At 65.6% G+C, this 18,034-nt stretch carries 15 protein-coding genes; 11 read left to right on the plus strand and 4 right to left on the minus strand.

The genetic code is table 11. The annotated features are described in order from the left end of the window. Window positions 1–98 precede the first annotated feature (98 nt). On the minus strand, window positions 99–1,145 hold the full coding sequence (locus tag AC2EAL_RS19845) for an ABC transporter substrate-binding protein (protein ID WP_484725967.1): 1,047 nt from the start codon (window positions 1,143–1,145) through the stop codon (window positions 99–101). Window positions 1,146–1,554: 409 nt separating this feature from the next. Here AC2EAL_RS19845 and AC2EAL_RS19850 point away from each other — a divergent pair, with 409 nt between their 5' ends. The 5 genes from AC2EAL_RS19850 (at window position 1,555) to AC2EAL_RS19870 (ending at window position 7,003) form a co-directional block, all read left to right on the plus strand. Further along, window positions 1,555–2,796, plus strand: coding sequence for an aminotransferase class V-fold PLP-dependent enzyme (locus AC2EAL_RS19850; RefSeq protein ID WP_484725997.1), 1,242 nt, complete (start codon window positions 1,555–1,557; stop codon window positions 2,794–2,796). A 181-nt stretch (window positions 2,797–2,977) separates the two neighbouring features. Next, on the plus strand, window positions 2,978–4,390 hold the full coding sequence (locus AC2EAL_RS19855) for a cryptochrome/photolyase family protein (protein ID WP_484725968.1): 1,413 nt from the start codon (window positions 2,978–2,980) through the stop codon (window positions 4,388–4,390). A 55-nt stretch (window positions 4,391–4,445) separates the two neighbouring features. Continuing rightward, entirely contained in the window at window positions 4,446–5,660 is a 1,215-nt protein-coding gene (locus tag AC2EAL_RS19860) for a class I SAM-dependent methyltransferase (RefSeq protein ID WP_484725969.1), read from the plus strand. Between the two features lie 10 nt (window positions 5,661–5,670). After that, window positions 5,671–6,123: a TrgA family protein gene (locus AC2EAL_RS19865; protein ID WP_484725970.1), complete on the plus strand. Its 453-nt coding sequence runs from the start codon at window positions 5,671–5,673 to the stop codon at window positions 6,121–6,123. A gap of 1 nt (window position 6,124) precedes the next feature. Next, entirely contained in the window at window positions 6,125–7,003 is an 879-nt protein-coding gene (locus AC2EAL_RS19870; RefSeq protein ID WP_484725971.1) for an NUDIX domain-containing protein, read from the plus strand. Between the two features lie 104 nt (window positions 7,004–7,107). Here AC2EAL_RS19870 and AC2EAL_RS19875 read toward each other — a convergent pair whose 3' ends face one another. The 3 genes from AC2EAL_RS19875 to AC2EAL_RS19885 are packed head-to-tail and all read right to left on the minus strand — an operon-like array spanning window position 7,108 to window position 10,394. Continuing rightward, a complete protein-coding gene (locus AC2EAL_RS19875; protein WP_484725972.1) occupies window positions 7,108–8,277 on the minus strand; it encodes a Gfo/Idh/MocA family protein in 1,170 nt (389 codons plus the stop codon). A gap of 3 nt (window positions 8,278–8,280) precedes the next feature. Next, window positions 8,281–9,336, minus strand: a complete 1,056-nt coding sequence (locus AC2EAL_RS19880; protein ID WP_484725973.1) for a sugar phosphate isomerase/epimerase family protein — start codon at window positions 9,334–9,336, stop codon at window positions 8,281–8,283. A 20-nt stretch (window positions 9,337–9,356) separates the two neighbouring features. Next, window positions 9,357–10,394 (minus strand): LacI family transcriptional regulator, encoded by a 1,038-nt coding sequence (locus AC2EAL_RS19885; RefSeq protein ID WP_484725974.1) that lies wholly within the window; start codon window positions 10,392–10,394, stop codon window positions 9,357–9,359. Between the two features lie 322 nt (window positions 10,395–10,716). On the opposite strand from AC2EAL_RS19885, the gene AC2EAL_RS19890 reads away from it, so the two are divergent. From AC2EAL_RS19890 to AC2EAL_RS19915, 6 genes are all read left to right on the plus strand, one after another. Then, on the plus strand, window positions 10,717–11,940 hold the full coding sequence (locus AC2EAL_RS19890; RefSeq protein WP_484725975.1) for an ABC transporter substrate-binding protein: 1,224 nt from the start codon (window positions 10,717–10,719) through the stop codon (window positions 11,938–11,940). A 142-nt stretch (window positions 11,941–12,082) separates the two neighbouring features. Further along, window positions 12,083–12,910 (plus strand): carbohydrate ABC transporter permease, encoded by an 828-nt coding sequence (locus tag AC2EAL_RS19895; RefSeq protein WP_484725976.1) that lies wholly within the window; start codon window positions 12,083–12,085, stop codon window positions 12,908–12,910. Continuing rightward, the gene (locus AC2EAL_RS19900; protein ID WP_484725977.1) at window positions 12,903–13,808 is read left to right on the plus strand and encodes a carbohydrate ABC transporter permease; all 906 of its coding nucleotides are present in this window, start codon (window positions 12,903–12,905) and stop codon (window positions 13,806–13,808) included. The genes AC2EAL_RS19895 and AC2EAL_RS19900 overlap by 8 nt, the downstream gene beginning before the upstream one ends. Before the next feature lie 3 nt (window positions 13,809–13,811). Then, the gene (locus tag AC2EAL_RS19905) at window positions 13,812–14,891 is read left to right on the plus strand and encodes an ABC transporter ATP-binding protein (protein ID WP_484725978.1); all 1,080 of its coding nucleotides are present in this window, start codon (window positions 13,812–13,814) and stop codon (window positions 14,889–14,891) included. 3 nt (window positions 14,892–14,894) lie between these two features. Then, window positions 14,895–17,267: a beta-mannosidase gene (locus AC2EAL_RS19910; protein ID WP_484725979.1), complete on the plus strand. Its 2,373-nt coding sequence runs from the start codon at window positions 14,895–14,897 to the stop codon at window positions 17,265–17,267. A 14-nt stretch (window positions 17,268–17,281) separates the two neighbouring features. Further along, on the plus strand, window positions 17,282–18,031 hold the full coding sequence (locus AC2EAL_RS19915; RefSeq protein WP_484725980.1) for a sugar phosphate isomerase/epimerase family protein: 750 nt from the start codon (window positions 17,282–17,284) through the stop codon (window positions 18,029–18,031). Window positions 18,032–18,034: the final 3 nt, after the last annotated feature.

Genomic DNA, 18,034 nt, shown 5'->3' on the forward strand with positions numbered 1-18,034 from the left:
GGGTCATCGTAGCAGCGCTGGTGAAGTGGGCGCAAAGAGTGCGAAAACCAAAACGCCCGAGGTTTCCCCCGGGCGTTCGTTGGAGTGGTCGGACGGGATCAGAAGCCCGACTTGATCAGCTCGAATTCCTCGATCATGCGGTCGCGAAGCTCGGTCGTCGGCGGCGACTGCACGAAGAGGGGCGTGGTCACCGGGTCGACATAGGCTGCAGCCAGCGCTTCGGCCGGGATTTCGGCCATCGCGGCGTCGTTCGCCAGCGCATAGCCGATGGCATCCAGAAGCGGCTGGGCCGAGGAATGCGCCAGAAGCGAGTTGATGTGGTCGTAAGCCTTGTCCTCGACGCCCGGGGCGTCCTTGACGTTGACGAAGCCGCAGTACCAGGTCGCGGCACCTTCGGCGGCAGCGCGGTTGAAGCCCACGGGGAAGTTTTCGGACTGGAGGATCGCGACCGGGTCATTCCAGGACCAGGCCACCTGCACTTCGCCCGAGGCCATCAGCTGCGACAGTTCCGACGGGTCGGCCCAGTAGGCGCGGACGTTCGGGTGCACCTTGCGCAGCCAGTCGGCGGCGGCGGTGAACTGTTCGTCGGTCACGTTGTCCCACGAGGTAACGCCGGTGGCCATGAAAGCGAGCGACCAGACGTCGTCGGTGTTGTCCGGAAGCGAGATGCGACCGGCGTATTTCTCGTTGGTGAAGACCTGGACCGAGGCCACGTCTTCCGCAGGCACCGTCTCGGCGTTGTAGGCGATGGCGGTGTAGGCGTAGTCGGTCGGGATGAACCAGACGCCCTGGTCATTGGTGAAGGGTTCGACCATCCGCGCCGGGATGTTGGCGAATTCCGGGATCTTCGAGGTATCCCAGGGCTCGATCAGGCCCGCGTCGATGTAGCGGGGAACGGCGGCGGCGCAGGGATGCACGACGTCGGCCTTGAAGCCCGAGGACATCTTCTGGAACGCCTCGTCATCGTCGGCGAAGAAGACATATGTCGGCTTCTGGCCATGCTTGTCGACGTAGGGTTGCAGCATCCCGTCGATTTCCCAGCCGGCCCAGTCAAGCACGGTGAATTCGGGGTCGGCGGCATGCGCCGAGACGGTAAGCGCCAGCACAGAGGCTGCGCTGAACATGGAAAGGGAAAATCGGGACATAAGTGCTCCTCTGCTTTGGCCTGCCGGTTGGGCCGGCTGCCAGATGTTCTTTTGTGGTGGTCGAAGACGCTGCCCCCTCGGCACGCCTATCGGGCGAAGGTGGGAGGGAGCGCCGGAAAGGACAAGGGGAAATTGTGGATTTTTGCAGCCTTTGCTGCAGAAAACGGCACAAATTCAGGTGACCTTGCGTCAGGATGCCCGATCGGCGAGCGGGTTCTGCCCAGTGCACGGGCCCGGGAGCGGGCACGTGCGGGGGTTGCGGGACGGGCGCGGGGCGGCTAGCGTGCCAGACGATGCCGGGGCGATCCCGGCTCTGGCCTTCGGGGAGACATCCGGGGGTCTGGCTGGAAGACCTGCCGCAGACCGGGAGCCCCCGCACTGCGTGCGCGCCCCGGCCCGCGGCCCCAACATGGAGCCCTGTGCCTTGGCGCTTGATCTTGACTTTGTCCGTGCGCAATTCCCGGCGTTTGCCTCGCCAGTCCTGTCAACGCATGCGTTCTTCGAGAATGCGGGCGGGAGTTACCCATGCGTGCAGGTGGTCGACCGGCTGACGCGGTTCTACCGGGACCGCAAGGTGCAGCCCTATGGGCCCTATCCGGGGGCGCAGGCGGGGGGCGCGGAGATGGACGAGGCACGGACGCGGCTGGCGGCGATGATGGGCGTCGCGCGCGAGGAGGTGTCGTTCGGGCCGTCGACCAGCGCCAACACCTATGTGCTGGCGCAGGCGGTGCGGAAGTGGATGGCCGGGACGGGCGGCGCGGTGGTGGTGACGAACCAGGACCACGAGGCGAACTCGGGCGTCTGGCGGCGGCTGGCTGACGAAGGGATCGAGGTCCGGGAGTGGAAGCTGGACCGGTCGACGGGATCGCTGGACCTTGAGACGCTGGATGCGGCTTTGGCGGATGGCAAGGTAAAGCTCGTGTGCTTCCCGCATTGTTCGAACGTGATCGCCGAGATCAACGACGTGGCGGCGATCTGTGCCATGGCCAAGGCGGCAGGGGCGCGGACGGTGGTGGACGGGGTGAGTTATGCTCCGCACGGGTTCCCGGATATCCCGGCCTTGGGGTGCGATGTGTACCTGTTCTCGGCCTACAAGACCTATGGGCCGCACCAGGGGATCATGGTGCTGCGCGAGGCGTTCGGGATGGAGCTGCCGGGGCAGGCGCATTTCTTCAACCATGGGACCTTGTACAAGCGGCACACGCCTGCGGGGCCGGACCATGCGCAGATCGCGGCCTGCGCGGGGATGGCGGATTATGTCGATGCGCTGGCCGAAAGGCATGGGATCGGCGGCGATCCGGCGGCGCGGAACCGGGGGGTGCACGACCTGATGCGCGCGCAGGAGGTGGCGGTGATCCAGCCTTTGCTCGACTACCTGGGGGGGCGGAACGATGTGCGGCTGCTGGGGCCGCGGTCGGCGGAGCAGCGGGCGCCGACGGTGGCGGTGGAGCTGGACAGGGTGGCCGAGCCGGTCAGCGAGGAACTGGGGCGCAACGGGATCGCCTGCTGGGCGGGGGATTTCTATGCGGTCCGGCCGCTGGAGGCGCTGGGAATCTCGCGCGACAAGGGTGTCTTGCGGATGTCGGCGGTGCACTATACCTCGGCCGAAGAGGTCGCCCGGCTGATCGCGGCGCTGGACCGGGTGCTGTAGGGTCAGCTTAGCGGAGCGCTGGCGCGCAAGTCTTTTGTCTCGTCGGCGCGCCTTCGCGCTTCTCCTCGGGCGATGGGGGTTTTCCACCCCCAAACCCCCGAGAGTATTTGCAAAATGGGCAAGACCATATTGACCCTGCTGCTTTCGGCCTAGCTTGTCGTTGCGTGGGAAAGGCCGGGGAATGTCCGATAAACCGTTGATCTTGTGGTTCCGCCGGGACTTGCGGCTGGGGGACCAGCCGATGCTTGCCGCTGCGGTGGCAAGCGGGCGGCCGGTGCTGCCGGTGTTCATCCTGGATCCGGAGACCGAAGCGCTGGGTGCCGCGCCGAAATGGCGGTTGGGGCTTTCGGTCGACGCCTTTGCGAAGGCTCTGGAGGGGCTGGGCGCGCGGCTGATCCTGCGGCGGGGGCCGGCGCTGGAGGTGCTGCGGGCGCTGGTGGCAGAGACGGGCGCGGGCGGGGTCTGGTGGTCGCGGCTTTATGATCCGGCATCCGTGGCGCGGGATACTGCGGTCAAGGCGGCGCTGAAGGGGGACGGGGTCGAGGCGCGGTCCTTTGTCGGGCATCTTCTGCATGAGCCCTGGGAGGTGCAGACCGGGACGGGTGGGTTCTACCGGGTGTTCACTCCGTATTGGAAAGCGACGCGGGGGATGGGGGTGGCGGCTCCTGAGCCCGCGCCGAAGGCATTGCGCGGGGTGGAGCGGTGGCCTGCCTCGGACCGGCTGGAGGACTGGCGGTTGGGGGCGGCGATGAACCGGGGGGCGGCGGTGGTGCTGCCCTACCAGGCGGTGGGCGAGGCAGCGGCGCGGACGAAGCTTGCGGCGTTTCTGGAGGGGCCGGTCGCGCGGTACGGCGAGATGCGGGATTACCCGGGGGTCGCGGGGACCTCGCGCCTGTCGGAGAACCTGACCTATGGCGAGATCGGCATCCGCGAGGTCTGGCATGCAGGACTGCGGGCGCGGGACGAGGGGCGCGCGGGGGCGGAGAGCTTTCTGCGGGAACTGGCCTGGCGCGAGTTCAGCTATCACCTGATGCATCACACGCCGCATATCACCAGCGGCAACTGGAAGCCGGAGTGGGACAGCTTCCCCTGGCGCGGCGAGAGCGAGTTAGCCGAGCGCTGGCGCCGGGGCATGACCGGCGAGCCTTTCGTCGATGCCGCGATGCGCGAGATGTATGTCACGGGCACGATGCACAATCGGGCGCGGATGATCGCGGGGAGCTACCTGACGAAGCACCTTCTGACGCATTGGAAGCTGGGGCTGGACTGGTTTGCCGATTGCCTGACCGACTGGGACCCGGCAGCGAATGCGATGGGCTGGCAATGGGTGGCGGGGTCCGGACCGGATGCGGCGCCCTATTTCCGGGTGTTCAATCCAGGCAGCCAGGCCGAGAAGTTCGACGCCGACGCGCGCTATCGGCGTCGGTTCATTGCAGAGCTGTCGAAAAGCCCGGGGACGGAGGCTTTGGCCTTCTTTGACGCGGTGCCGCGATCCTGGGGTATGCGGGCCGATCAGCCCTATCCGACGCCAGTTGTCGACCTGGCCGAGGGCCGCGCGGCTGCCCTTTCGGCATATGGCGCACGAAATGCTTGAGGAACGCATCACCTTTGGTGAAAGTGTTTACAATAACGACCCTGGGGGTGGGCCGATGGAAGTATTGACGACGGTGAAGGGGCAGGCCGGGCTGCCACGCTATTTTGCCACGGCGTTCGAGACGGCGGGGCGGCTGGGCGAGGGGCGGCTGGACTTTGTCCTGCCCGACGGGCGGCGGTTCCGGATCGAGGGCCGGACGCCGGGGATCGCAGCCGAGATCCAGGTGGTGAACCCTGATCTCTTCGCCCGCCTGGTGCGCGAGGGGGACCTCGGGTTCTGCGATGCCTATCTGGACGGCTGGTGGACGACGCCGGACCTGCAGGCCTTCCTGGACCTGATCCAGCGTCCGGCGAACAACATCGTGGGCGACGGCTTCCCGGGCCTGGGCCTTCTGCGCGCCTATGAACGGATGCGGTTCTGGCTGCAGTCGAATTCGAAGCGCCAGGCGCGGAAGAACATCAGCTACCATTACGACCTGGGCAACGAGTTCTACCGGCTGTGGCTGGACGACACGATGACCTATTCCTCGGCGATCTTCGCCAATCCGCAGGAAAGCCTGGAGACCGCGCAGCGCCGGAAATATGCCAGCATGGTCGACCAGATGGGCGCGCGCGAGGGCGATCATGTGCTGGAGATCGGCTGCGGCTGGGGCGGCTTTGCCGAATATGCCGCGAAGGAGCGGGGGTTACGGGTGACGGGCCTGACGATCAGCCAGGCGCAGCATGACTATGCGGTGGAGCGGATCGCGAAGGCGGGGCTGTCGGACCGGGTCGAGATCAAGCTGCAGGACTATCGCGACGAACGCGGCAGCTATGACGGGATCGCCTCGATCGAGATGTTCGAGGCGGTGGGCGAAAAGTACTGGCCGGTCTACTTCGACACGCTGCGCAACCGGCTGAAGCCGGGGCGAAGCGCAACCTTGCAGATCATCACCATCGCCGATGCGCGCTGGCATTTGTACCGCAAGGGCGTCGACTTCATCCAGAAATACATCTTTCCGGGCGGCATGCTGCCGGCGCCGTCGGTCCTGCGGGCCGAAGTGGAAAAGGCGGGGCTGAAGGTCAAGGGATCGATCGAGTTCGGCGAGAGCTACAGCCTGACCCTGCGGCGCTGGCACGAAAGCTTTGCCGACCGCTGGGGCGAGGTGAAGAAGCTGGGTTTTGACGACCGGTTCAAGCGGATGTGGGATTTCTACCTCGCCTCTTGCGCGGGGGCGTTTCAGGGTGGAAACTGCGACGTGACGCAGATCACGGTGACGCGTCCAAGCTGAGGACTTTGGAATGGCTACAAAAATGCCAACCGGCGCCAAGCTGATGGCTGCGGTCTGCTTTGCTGTCGTCGGGTTCGTCCTGGCCAACTATTACGCGTTGAACATGCCGGATGCGTCCTCGGCCGGGCCGCTGCGCGAAGGCGCTGCCGTGGTCGGGGCGATCATCGGCTGGTCGGTCATGGGCGGGACGACGGGCAAGGGCTATGTCGAGGCCGCCGGGGCCGGGATCAAGACGGCGGTGATCCTGGTGGTGGCGGCGCTGTTCCTGCTGGCGCTGCGCGAGATGATCGATAACTCGGTCAAGATGCGTTACGACACGGCGCTTGAGGCGATCCTGGACGTGTTCCAGACCATGGCGCAGCGGGCGCGGGGCCTGATGTCGGTGGGCGTTTTCGGAACGGTCCTGATCGGAGGCATTGTCGGCGGGCTTCTGACGGAAAACGCGGGTCGCCGCTGGAAGTGACGTGAGCACTGCCCTGGAAGGCTGGCCGGAGGGGACCGCAGCGGTGGTCCTGGGCGCGGACCCGGCCGAGGCCGAGGCGCGGGCGGGGTTCTTTGGACAAGTGATGCGGGCCGGGGGGCCGGGGGCTGGCGTGGCGGCGGCCGAGCGGCTGATGCTGGCCCGGCTTGTGATGCAGGCCTATGGCCGGTTGCCTGTGGACATCGTGGCCGGGCGTCTCGCCTCGCTGCGGGTCGAGGCGGCTAGCAGGGTGCGGGCGGCGTCTGCCCCGGGCCCGGGGTTGCGGCAGGGGACGGGCGAGGTGGAGGCGGGGACACCCGACCCCGCGCATGCCGGATTCTTTGCGGTCGACGTGCACCGGCTGCGGCATCGGCGGTTTGACGGCAGGATGAGTGAGCGCCTCACGCGCGAGGTGTTCGTTGTCGGCGATGCGGTGACGGTCCTGCCCTATGATCCGCTGCGGGACCGGGTGCTCTTGATCGAGCAGTTCCGGATGGGTCCCTTCGGGCGCGGCGATCCCTTGCCCTGGCAGTTGGAGGCCATCGCGGGCCGGATCGACCCGGGCGAGACGCCCGAGGAGGCCGCGCGGCGCGAGGCGGTGGAGGAAGCGGGGCTTACGCTCGGCGCGCTGGAGAAGGTGGCGGAATACTACCCGACGCCGGGGGCGGTGGCAGAGTACCTGTATTCCTACGTTGCGCTGTGCGACTTGCCGGACGGGGTGGCGGGCGTCTTTGGGGCTGTGGATGAGGGCGAGGACATCAAGGGTCACCTTCTGTCCTTCGACCGGCTGGTCGAGGTGATGGCCTCGGGCGAGATCGGCAATGCGCCGCTGTTGCTGACGGTGCTGTGGCTGCAGCGCGAGCGGGCGCGGCTGCGCGGGTAGGGGCGGTGGGCGGATCGCCCACCCTACGACGCCGAACAGGACGGTGGGCAGATTGCCCACCCTATGCCCGCGCGAGGTAGGGTGGGCGATGCGCCCACCAGCCGTCAGAGGTTCAGGCTGACCCAGGCGCCGTTGCGGGCCGAGGAGCGGACGCAGGCGTCGACGAAGGCCACGCCCTCCAGCCCCTCTTTCAGGCCGGGGAAGGTGGTGCCTTCGGGGACGGGCGTGCCGGCCTTCGCGGCGCGGATCGCGCGGGCGGCCTCGGTGTAGATGTTGGCGAAGCCTTCGAGGTAGCCCTCGGGGTGGCCGGGCGGCACGCGGCTGACGCGGGCGGCCTCGGGGCCCGATCCCGCGCCACCGCGAGTGATCAGGCGCTTGGACTGGCCGAAGGGGGTGAACCAAAGGTAGTTCGGGTCCTCTTGCGCCCATTCGAGGCCGCCCTTGGTGCCGTAGACGCGGAGGCGCAGGCCGTTTTCGTTGCCGGGTGCCACTTGGCTGCACCAGAGCATGCCCTTCGCCCCGCCCTGGTAGCGCATCAGCACATGGCCGTTGTCGTCTACCCGGCGGCCGGGGACGAAGGCGGTCAGGTCGGCGGCGAGTGTGTCGAGCGTCAGGCCAGTGACGAAGTTCGCCAGGTTGAAGGCGTGGGTGCCGATGTCGCCGGTAGAGCCTCCGGCCCCAGATCGAGCGGGGTCGGTGCGCCAGTCGGCCTGTTTCTGGCCCGAGGCCTCCACCGCTTCGGTCAGCCAGTCCTGGACGTATTCGACGTTGACGAGGCGCAGCTCGCCGAGTTCCCCGGCGGCGATCATCGCCTTGGCCTGCCGGATCATCGGATAGCCGGTGTAGTTGTGGGTCAGCGCGAAGACGACGCCCGAGGCCTCGGCGGCTTTCGCGAGCTTCTTGGCCTCGGGCAGGGTGGCGGTCAGCGGCTTGTCGCAGATGACGTGGATGCCGCGCTTCAGGAACTGCATCGCCACGGGGGCGTGCATGTGGTTCGGGGTCACGATGGCGACGGCATCGATGCCATCCTTGCGGCGAGCCTCCTTGGCGGCCATCTCGGCGAAAGAGGTATATGCGCGGGGGACGCCGAGGTCTTGCGCGGAGGCGAGGGCCTTTTCCGGGTTGGATGAGAAAGCGCCAGCAACCAGTTCATACTGATCGTCAATCCGCGCGGCGATGCGGTGGACGGCGCCGATGAAGGCGTCGCGTCCGCCGCCGACCATGCCGAGGCGGAGACGTTCGGGGCGGGCGGTGTGGGCGGCGTCGATGGGCATGGCTTACTCCAGTCCAAGCATGCGGCGGTTGGCGGCGCGGTCGGTGCCGGCGTCGGCGAAATCGTCGAAGGCTTTTTCTGTCACGCGGATGATGTGGGCGTCAACGAAGGCGGCCCCTTCGCGCGCGCCGTCCTCGGGGTGTTTCAGGCAGCATTCCCATTCGACCACGGCCCAGCCGTCGTAGCCGTACTGGGTGAGCTTGGAGAAGATGCCGCCGAAATCGACCTGCCCGTCGCCGGGAGAGCGGAAGCGGCCCGCGCGGTTCACCCAGGACTGGAAGCCGCCGTAGACGCCCTGACGGCCCGTCGGGTTCAGCTCGGCGTCCTTGACGTGGAACATCTTGATCCGGTCGTGGTAGATGTCGATATGGTCAAGGTAATCAAGGTGTTGCAGGACATAGTGCGAGGGGTCGTAAAGCATGTTCGCGCGCTTGTGGCCCTTCACCCGGTCGAGGAACATCTCGAAGGTGACGCCATCGTGCAGGTCCTCGCCGGGGTGGATTTCATAGGCGACGTCGACGCCGCAGTCCTCGGCATGGTTCAGGATCGGGGTCCAGCGGCGGGCAAGCTCGTCGAAGGCCTCTTCCACCAGACCCGCGGGGCGCTGGGGCCAGGGGTAGAGGTAGGGCCAGGCCAGCGCGCCGGAGAAGGTGGCGTGGGCGGTGAGGCCGAGGTTCTTGGAAGCGGTCAGCGCCTTCTTCACCTGGTCCACGGCCCATTCGGCGCGGGCCTTCGGGTTGCCGCGGACGGCAGGGGCGGCGAAACCGTCGAACTGGGTGTCATAGGCGGGATGGACGGCGACGAGCTGGCCCTGCAGGTGGGTGGAAAGCTCGGTCACCTGCAGGCCTGCATCCTTCGCAATTCCCTTGAACTCATCGCAGTAGGTCTTTGACGACGCTGCCTTTTCCAGGTCGAAAAGACGGCCGTCCCAGGAGGGGACCTGCACGCCGACATAGCCGCAATCGGCTGCCCATTTGGTGATCTCGCCCCAGGAATTGAACGGTGCGGCGTCGCCCGCGAACTGCGCCAGGAACAGGGCCGGGCCCTTGATCGTCTTCATGTTTTCCTCCACTTCGGGCCTTAGCGGCCCCGTTCCACCTTGACCGGCACCTCGAGGCCCTGCCTGTCGGTCCAGTCGCGTTTGTCGATTTCCGCCACCAGCGCATGCGCGAGGAATTCGCCGGCGCGGCCCACGTCTTCCCGCACGATCAGGATGTCCTGACGGAAGCGGCGCAGCACGGCGATGGCCTCTTTTGCCACCACGTCGAAGTCGCGACCAAGGGTGCGGCCGGACTGTTCGGCCCCGGCAATGGCCGCCATCGCGGCGGTGGTCGAGCCGACGAGAAGACCGTCGGGCGGGTTAGGCTGGGCGAAGCGGGCGGCAACGGCAGCCTCCACGGCCTCACCCCCGGAATCGGAGGTCACGTTGGCGGCAACCTCGAAGGGCACGCCAAGGAGGGCGGCCTCGTCCGAGAAGCCGAAGGTCATGTGGCGGGCGTACATGTGGGCGCGGGGCGGCGCGAGGAGATAGAGCCGCTTGCGCCCGCGTTCGACGAGGGTGCGGGCCCCGATGCGGCCGAAGGCTTCGTTGTCGAAGTCGAAATAGGGGTGGTCGATGCCCATCGCGGTACGGCCATGCGCAGCGAAGGGGAAGCCGTGGTCGTGCATGTAGCGGATGCGCGGGTCGTCTTCCTTGGTCTGGTTCAGGATGATCCCGTCGGCGCTTTCGGTCTCGACGATGTAGCGGATCGGGTCGAGCGGGTCCTGATCGGGGAAGAAGGGCATCACCACCAGATGGTAGGCCGTCCCCCGGAGCGCGTTCGCGATCGAATAGATCAGCCGCGAGGTGTGGTTCATGATGTCCGTCTCGGTCGACAGGACCAGCGCGATCACGTTGGTCTTGCCGGTACGCAGGCGGACCCCGGCGCGGTTCGGGCGGTAGCCGAGCTGTTCGGCGGTCTCGCGCACGAGGCGCTTGGTGTCCTCGCCGATGTCGGGGGCGTCCTTGAGCGCGCGGCTGACGGTGGCGATGGCAAAGCCCGTGGCGGCAGCGATGGTCTTCAGCGTCGGGCGCTGGGTATCCGAATCAGGGGTGGGCGGATCAGTGAGCGTGGCCATGCTGCGCGCCCCCTTCCGGCGAAAGGAGTTCCAGGCCGCCGCGAATCCCCTTGGGTGATTCGCCTGTCCACAGCGGCTTTGCGCCTGCAGCACACGCCACCCGGCCCGGGGCGGGATTTGCCCGTCCGGCAAGGGGTTCAGCGGGATTTTGGCGGTGCAGCATCGGCCGGGTTTTCCCTGGGTTTCCGCCCCTTCTAGGCGCGGATCATCCCTTCATGAAAACTTTTGCAAGCAGGCGCGACAAGCGAAAAGATCAGTTGATCGGCAAAACTATAACGTTATAGGCTATTTCTATAACGTTTTAGAAACCGGGAGGAACGGTATGAAACTTTCGAAGATGACGGCGCTTCTGGCGATGTCCGTGGCGATGCCCGCCATGGCAACCGAGCTGGAGGTCACCCACTGGTGGACCAGCGGAGGGGAAGCCGCGGCGGTTGCGGAACTCGCCAAGGCGTTCGACGCCTCGGGCGACAAGTGGATCGACGGCGCGATCGCCGGTTCGGGCGGCACTGCGCGTCCGATCATGATCAGCCGCATCACGGGCGGTGACCCGATGGGCGCCACCCAGTTCAACCACGGCCAGCAGGCCATGGAACTGGTCGAGGCCGGCCTGATGCTCGACCTGACCGATGTCGCCGAAGAGAACAACTGGAAGGAAATCATCTTCCCGTCGTCGCTTCTGGACGCCTGCACCATCGACGGCCGGATCTACTGCGCGCCGGTGAACATCCACTCGCCGGAATGGCTGTGGCTGTCGAACAAGGTCTATGAGGATCTGGGTATCCCGGTTCCGACCAACTGGAACGAGTTCGTTGCGACCGCGCCGCAGGTTGAAGCTGCGGGCAAGATCCCGCTGGCGCTGGGCAACCAGCCCTGGCAGTCGAACCTCGCTTTCGGTGCGATCACGACCGCCGTTGCCGGGCTTGACGTCTGGAAACAGGTGAACGTCGAGAAGAACATGGACGTCGCGGCCGGCCCGGAAATGGCTGCGGTCTTCGCGGCGGCTGCCGACGCGCGCAAGCTGGCCGCCAAGTCGACCGTGCAGGACTGGAACCAGGCCACCAACCTCGTCATCACCGATCAGGCCGCCGGCCAGATCATGGGTGACTGGGCGCAGGGCGAATTCCAGGTTGCGGGCGAAGTGGCCGGCAAGGACTATACCTGCCTGCCGGGCCTCGGCCTGAATGCGTACCTCTCGACCGGCGGTGACGCGTTCTACTTCCCGAAACTGGACGATCCGGAAAAGGAAGCCGCGCAGAAGCGTCTGGCCAAGATCCTGGTCGAGCCTGCCACCCAGGTTGCCTTCAACCTGAAGAAGGGCTCGCTGCCGATCCGTGGTGACGTCGACCTGTCGGCTGCCAACGACTGCATGAAGAAGGGCCTCGAACTGCTGGCTGGCGGCAACATCCTGCCGGGCGGCGACATGGTCTGGTCGCCCGACGTCCAGACCCAGGCTGGCGACCTGATGGTCGAGTTCTTCAAGTCCGACATGGCCCCTGAAGAAGCCCATGCCAAGTGGGTCGAGATCCTGAAGTCGGGTCTCTGATACCTGCCTGATCCACAGGGCCGTCCGCCTGGCGGGCGGCCCTTTCTGTATCCGGACCGAGGGGGGGAAGGGGCGCATGGCTTCCACAGCGCGCAGCGGGCGACTATTCCGCAATCTGAATGCAAAGATCGCCGCAATTCCCATGGTGCTGACTGCGCTGGTGGTCTTCGTCGGTGGCACGATCTGGACGGTGGTCTATTCCTTCACCGACTCGAAGCTGTTGCCCCGGCTGAACTTTGTCGGCTTCGACCAGTATGAGCGGCTTTGGGAAAGCAGCCGCTGGCTGACCTCGATCGGCAACCTGATGTTGTACGGGGTCTTTGCCCTGGTCTTCACGATCGTCATGGGCTTCCTGCTGGCTGTCCTGATGGACCAGAAGATCCGGTTCGAGGACACGTTCCGCACCATCATGCTGTATCCCTTCGCCCTGTCCTTCATCGTGACGGGCCTCGTGTGGCAATGGATCCTGAACCCCGAGTTCGGCATCCAGGGCATCGTCCGCAGCATGGGCTGGGAAAGCTTTACCTTCGATCCGCTCTACAACCCCGACATCGTGATGTTCGGCCTGTTGATCGCGGGACTATGGCAAGGCACCGGTTTTGTGATGTGCCTGATGCTGGCGGGCCTGCGCGGCATCGACGAGGACATCTGGAAGGCCGCGCGCGTGGACGGCATCCCGACCTGGAAGACCTATCTTCTGGTCATCGTGCCGATGATGCGGCCGGTCTTCATCACCACGCTGGTCATCGTCGCATCGGGGATCATCAAGCTTTACGACCTTGTCGTCGCGCAAACCTCGGGCGGGCCCGGAACGGCCAGCCAAGTGCCCGCGATGTATGTCTACGACTACCTCTTCACGGCACAGAACCTTGGGCAGGGTCTGGCGGCCTCGACCATGATGCTCCTCAGCGTGCTGATCGTCCTGATCCCCTGGGCTTACCTGGAATTCGGAGGGAAGAAGCATGGCTGACGTGTCCATGGCCGCAATGTCCGGCCCGCGCGGCGCGAAGCCGAAGAAGGTTCTCAGCGGGCGCAACATCATGCTGTACGGCACGCTGATCGTCGTGTGCCTGTACTACATCCTGCCGCTGTGGGTCATGATCATGACCAGCCTGAAGGGCATGCCCGAAGTGCGGCTGGGCAACATCTTCGCCCCGCCGGTCGAGATCACCTTCCAGCCCTGGGTCAAGGCCTGGTCCGAGGCCTGCACCGGCCTGAACTGCGACGGGTTGAGCCGCGGGTTCTGGAACAGTGTCGTCATCACCGTGCCCTCGGTCATCGTGTCGATCATCATCGCTTCGGTGAACGGCTATGCGCTGATCAACTGGCGCTTCAAGGGATCGGACATCTTCTTCACCATCCTGATCTTCGGGTCGTTCATTCCCTATCAGGTGATGCTCTACCCGATCGTGATCCTTTTGCGCGAGCTTGGGATCTACGGCACGCTGTGGGGTCTGGTGATGGTGCATACGATCTTCGGGATGCCGATCCTGACGCTGTTGTTCCGGAACTACTTCAGCTCGATCCCAGAAGAGCTGTTCAAGGCCGCCCGCGTCGACGGGGCCGGGTTCTGGGGCATCTATTTCCGGATCATGCTGCCGATGTCGCTGCCGATCTTCGTGGTGGCGATGATCCTGCAGGTCACCGGGATCTGGAACGACTTCCTGTTCGGCGTGGTCTACACCAAGCCCGAGCTTTACCCGATGACCGTTCAGCTGAACAACATCGTCAACTCGGTCCAGGGGGTGAAGGAATACAACGTCAACATGGCCGCGACCATGCTGACCGGCCTGGTGCCGCTGGTTGTCTACTTCCTGTCTGGGAAACTCTTCGTGCGCGGTATCGCCGCCGGTGCCGTGAAAGGCTGACACATGGGAAATTCGATTGAAGTCAAGGACCTGACGCTGAACTTCGGTTCCGTCTCTGTCCTGAAGAACATGAACCTGAACGTGGCAGAGGGGGAGTTCGTCGTGCTTCTGGGGCCTTCGGGCTGCGGGAAGTCGACGCTTCTGAACTGTCTGGCGGGGCTTCTGGACATCACCGACGGGCAGATCTGGATCAAGGGGAAGAACGTCACCTGGGCCGAGCCGTCGGACCGGGGGATCGGGATGGTGTTCCAGTCCTACGCCTTGTATCCCCAGATGACCGTGCGGGGGAACCTGTCCTTCGGCTTGAAGAACGCCCGCGTGCCGCAAGCCGAGATCGACAAGCGCATCGCCCGGGCGGCGGAAATCCTGCAGATCCAGCCGCTGCTGGACCGCAAACCGGCCGCCCTGTCCGGCGGTCAGCGCCAGCGGGTCGCCATCGGCCGCGCGCTGGTGCGGGATGTGGACGTGTTCCTCTTCGACGAACCGTTGTCGAACCTCGACGCCAAGCTGCGGTCCGAGCTGCGGGTCGAGATCAAGCGCCTGCACAACGCGCTCGGCAACACGATGGTCTACGTGACCCATGACCAGATCGAGGCGCTGACGCTGGCCGACCGCATCGCGGTGATGAAGGGCGGTGTGATCCAGCAGCTGGCCGAGCCGCTGGAGATCTACAACCGTCCGTCGAACCTGTTCGTCGCAGGCTTCATCGGCAGCCCGTCGATGAACTTCCTGCAGGGGCGGACGGTCGATGGCGGTAAGGCCTTCCAGTTCGGGTCCACGAAGATCGACCTTGCGGGCTATGAGGGCGGGGCGGTCCTGGACCGGGATCAGGCGATCCTGGGCGTCCGGCCGGAACATATCACGGTCTCGACCGCGCCGGTTGCCGGACCGTCGATCCCGGCCGAGGTGGAGATTGACGAGAACCTGGGGGCCGACAGCCTTTTGTGGCTGAAGGCCGAAGGGGTGAACATGAGCGTGCGGGTGCCCGTCGAAGGGCGGCTCCCGGCGGGGACGAAGGTGCATCTGGGGCTGGATATCCCCAAGGCCTCGCTCTTTGACGCGAAGACGGAACAAAGGATCTGAACGATGCTCGATCTGGCGGGGTGCTGGACGCTTTCGGATGAAAGCGGCGCCCATGTCATTGCCTTCGACCTGCCGGGGGACGGGGTCTCGGCGCTGGCGAAGGCGGGGGTGATCCCGGAGCCCTATTGGGGCCGGAACGAGTATGATTGCCGCTGGGTCAGCGAGCGCGACTGGGTGGCGCGGCGGGTGTTCTCGCATGACGGTTCGCCTGCGGAACTGGTGGTCGAAGGGCTGGACACCGTGGCCGAGGTGCGGCTGAACGGGGTTCTGGTCCTGTCAGCCGCCAACGTCCATCGGCGGTGGCGGGTGGATGTGTCTTCCGCGCTGAAGGCGGGCGAGAATGCGGTCGAGATCCACTTCCGCTCTCCGGTCCGCGAGGCCTTGGCGAGGGCGGCGCGGATGCCGTTTCCGATCCCGTACCAGCAGGTCAATGGGGCGATTGCCTTCAACAACATGCTGCGCAAGCAGCAGTGCGATTTCGGCTGGGACTGGAACATCGCGCTGGGGATTTTCGGGGTGTCCGGGTGCGTGCGGCTGGAACCCGTGGGGCCGCGAATCGGTGATGTGCTGGTGGAGCAGGTGCACTCTGCGGCCTGTGTCGAGGTGAGGCTGACGGTTCATGCGACGTCTGAGGATGTGACGGCAAGCCTTTGTGGCGTCTCGCAAACTGCGCGCGTCGTGGGTGGCGTGGCGGAGCTTTCTCTGGTGATCCGGGACCCGGTGCTGTGGTGGCCCGCAGGTCAGGGCGCGCAGGTGCTGCATGATCTGGTGCTGACCGGCGGCGGGGCGCGGGTGGTCAAGCGGATCGGCCTGCGGGACATGAAGCTGGTGTCCGAGCCGGACGCGGCGGGGCGGTCCTTTGGCGTGCTGGTCAACGGGCGGGCGGTTTTTGCCAAGGGGGCGAACTGGATCCCGGCGGATGCGCTCTTTGGGCGGATCACGGTCGAGGGCGTGCGGGGCCTTCTGCAATCCGCCGTTGACGCCAACATGAACATGATCCGCATCTGGGGCGGCGGGCGGTATGAGCCGGACTGGTTCTATGACCTCTGCGACGAGCTGGGGCTGATGGTCTGGCAGGACTTCATGTTTGCTTGCCATCTGTACCCCTCGACCCCCGAGTTCCTCGCCGAAGTGGATGCCGAGGTGCGGGATGTCGTCGCGCGGATCAGCCACCATGCCTGCATCGCCCTCTGGTGCGGCGACAATGAGTTGATCGGGGCGCTGACCTGGTTCCCGGAAAGCCGCAAGGACCGCGACCGTTATCTGGTGAACTACGACCGGCTGAACAGGACTGTCGAGGCCGCGCTTCTGGACACGCTGCCGGGGGCGAACTGGTGGCCGTCGTCGCCGTCACCGGGGCCGATGGCTTTTGGCGATGCGTGGCATGATGACTCGTCGGGTGACATGCACTTCTGGAGCGTGTGGCACGAGGGCAAGGACTTTGATCACTATCGGGACGTAAGCCCTCGGTTCTGTTCGGAGTTCGGCTTCCAATCCTATCCCTCGCTGTCGGCAATCCGGGCCTTTGCGGATGAGGCGGACTGGAACATCGCCGCCCCGGTGATGGAGAGCCACCAGAAGAACCCGGGCGGCAATGCGCGGATCGCCGAGACGATGTTCCGCTATTTCCGCTTCCCGGTGGACTTCCCGAACTTCGTCTATGTGAGCCAGGTGCAGCAGGCCTTGGCGATCAAGACGGCGGTGACCCATTGGCGGAGCCTGAAGCCGCATTGCCAAGGGACGCTCTACTGGCAGCTCAATGACACCTGGCCGGTGTGCAGCTGGGCGAGCCTGGATCACGGCGGGAACTGGAAGCTTCTTCACCACATGGCCGCGCGGTTCTATGCGCCGGTGCTGGTGACGGCGGTGCCGAAGGATGGCGGGATCGAGCTGCGGGCGGTGAATGACCGGTCCGAGGGGGTGACGATCACCGTCACGGCCAATGCGGCGGCGATGGATGGGTCAACGCGGGAGTTGGGCAAGGCGACGGTGACCGTGTCCCCGGATGCGGCGGTGCCGGTGCTGACGGTTGCGTCCGACGCATTGAAGGCGGGCGAGGTGCTGGCCTTCATCTGGTCGGGCGATGCGCAGGGAGGCGACGTCCACGCACCGAAGCCTTGGAAGGCCTATGACCTCAAGCCGTCCGGCCTGACGGCGGACATCAAGCGCGAGGAAGATGTCTGGAAATTGACGTTGCAAGTCACGGCACTCAGCCCCTTTGTTGCAGTGGAATCTGAAGTTCCGGGCCGCTTCTCGGCCAACGCCGTGACGATGTTCCCCGGCTATCCGACGACGATCACCTTCACCCCCGAGGACCCCTCGGCCACACCCACCTTCACCCTCCGCGATCTCCATTCCGCCACCTACGGCGGCTGACGAAAGGCAGACCCATGTTCAGCTATCAGCTTTATTCCTCGCGCAACTTCCCGCCCATGTCGCGGACCTTCGAGATGGTGTCGAAGGCCGGCTACACTGCCGTCGAAGGCTATGGCGCGCTGTATGCCGATGACGCGGCGGTGGCGGCGACGCAGGAGGGGCTGAAGGCTACCGGTCTGACGATGCCGACCGGGCACTTTGGCCTGCAGCAGCTGGAAAACGATGTGCAGAAGGTGCTGGGCATCGCCAAGGCGCTGAAGATGGAGCGGCTTTATTGCCCCTACGTGATGCCCGCCGACCGGCCTTCGGATGCGGCGGGGTGGAAGGCCTTCGGCGCGCGGCTGCAGAAGGCGGGGGCGCCCTACAAGGCCGCCGGTTACGGCTTTGGCTGGCACAACCACGACTTCGAGTTCCACAAGCTGGCCGATGGCAGCCTGCCGCAAGACCGCATCTTCGAAGGCGGGCCGGATCTGGAATGGGAGATGGACGTGGCCTGGGTCATTCGCGGCGGCGCGGACCCGCTGGCCTGGATCGAGAAATACAAGGACCGGATCACGGCGGCGCATGTGAAGGACATCGCAAAGGCCGGGGAGAACACCGACGAGGACGGCTGGTCGGACGTGGGCCACGGCACGGTCGACTGGAAGACGATCGTGGCCGCGCTGCGCAAGATCGGGGTCAGGCATTTCGTTCTGGAACACGACAACCCCAAGGACGACGCGCGGTTCGCAACCCGGTCCATCGCAACCGTCAAGGCATTCTGAGGA

It is taken from the genome of Tabrizicola sp. T74 (assembly GCF_057219935.1).